The 1,347-nt window shown below is 35.0% G+C and carries 2 protein-coding genes; one reads left to right on the forward strand and one right to left on the reverse strand.

Features of this window, described 5'->3' with window-relative positions; genetic code table 11:
- Positions 1-727 (forward strand): cation diffusion facilitator family transporter (locus AC6F75_RS04155; protein ID WP_500713686.1); only part of this gene is annotated, 727 nt, incomplete at its 5' end.
- A gap of 177 nt (positions 728-904) precedes the next feature.
- Here AC6F75_RS04155 and AC6F75_RS04160 read toward each other — a convergent pair.
- Positions 905-1,347: nuclear transport factor 2 family protein (locus AC6F75_RS04160; protein WP_500713687.1), on the reverse strand; the 443-nt coding region annotated here is incomplete at its 5' end.

The raw sequence follows: 1,347 nt of genomic DNA on the forward strand, positions 1-1,347 counted from the left end.
TATAGCGAATATACTTGCCAAACAAAAAGCTTCACCTAAACGCACCTTTGGTTATAAAAGAGCAGAAATTATTGCAGCTTTTGTAAATTCATCAGTACTTATTATAGTTGGTTTTATTCTCATTATTGAAGCAATTGAACGGTTTTTTAAACCGGAAATCATTGCTTCAGATATAGTAATTTGGTTGGCTTTTCTTGCCGTATTGGTCAACGGAATTAGTGTTTTACTGATTAAGAAAGATGCCGAAAAAAACATGAATATGAAGTCGGCTTATCTGCATTTATTTACAGATATGCTTTCCTCTATTGCAGTAATGATTGGCGGTATTTTGATGAAGTATTATGAAGTTTGGTGGGTAGACAGTGTTTTGACCCTTCTGATTGCGATGTATCTGATTTATGTGGGCTATGCGTTGTTTATAAAAAGCTTGAAAGTGTTGATGCTCTTTACTCCTGATGAATTAAATGTTGAGGCGATAACCAAAACAGTCAATAAAATTTCTAAAGTAAAAAGCATTCACCACATCCACATTTGGCAACTTAACGAAGATGAAGTACATCTGGAAGCTCATCTTGAGTTTAATGAAGATGTAAAAATATCTGAATTTGATAAAATTCTACAAGAAATAGAAGAGTTGATGGTTCATGATTTCGGTATCAACCACATTACCATCCAGCCCGAATACCAAAAGGAAGAATACAGTAAGGATATTATTGTGCAGGATTAGACTGTGTTTTTTATTGCTACAGAGCCAGCAACATAGTCTGCGACCTCAGTGAATGAGGATAAAAATTCAGTTGCTAAATACGCAAAAGTTATAACAACAATTTGGTCAATGATCAACGACTTAATTCTATCCGGTAATCTGGCATAATTTGTTTACAAACACAAAAAATATTAAAGGTTATTGTAAATCAAGTTCATCAAACTCTTTATCTGCTTTATTTTCAACCCAAATACTTTCAAGCACAAAAGGCGCAGTGTCCCAGTACATATGCTCTTGCACAATTTTACCATTTTCAAACTTTGAAGAAATATGAACGATGATTTGGGCCCCATTTCCACTTTCTGTGAAATTGCCGATCCAGACACCCCAAAAACTTACCCAAGTATTTCCTTTGCTATCAATGATCATTTCAATAGTTTGGTTTTCTGTTGTTGAATACTGATAGCTGTTCATCTGGCCGATGAAGGTTTTATGTTCCTCAATGGCCTCATCAACAGAACGGTAATCACTGTTTACCCGGTTGTGATAAATTTTAGCATCCTCAGCATAGTGAGATTTATAAGACTCCCAGTCACCGGCTTCATAATCCTTAATCATTTGACGCATCACATCAATTTCAG

This window comes from Planktosalinus sp. (assembly GCF_059864935.1).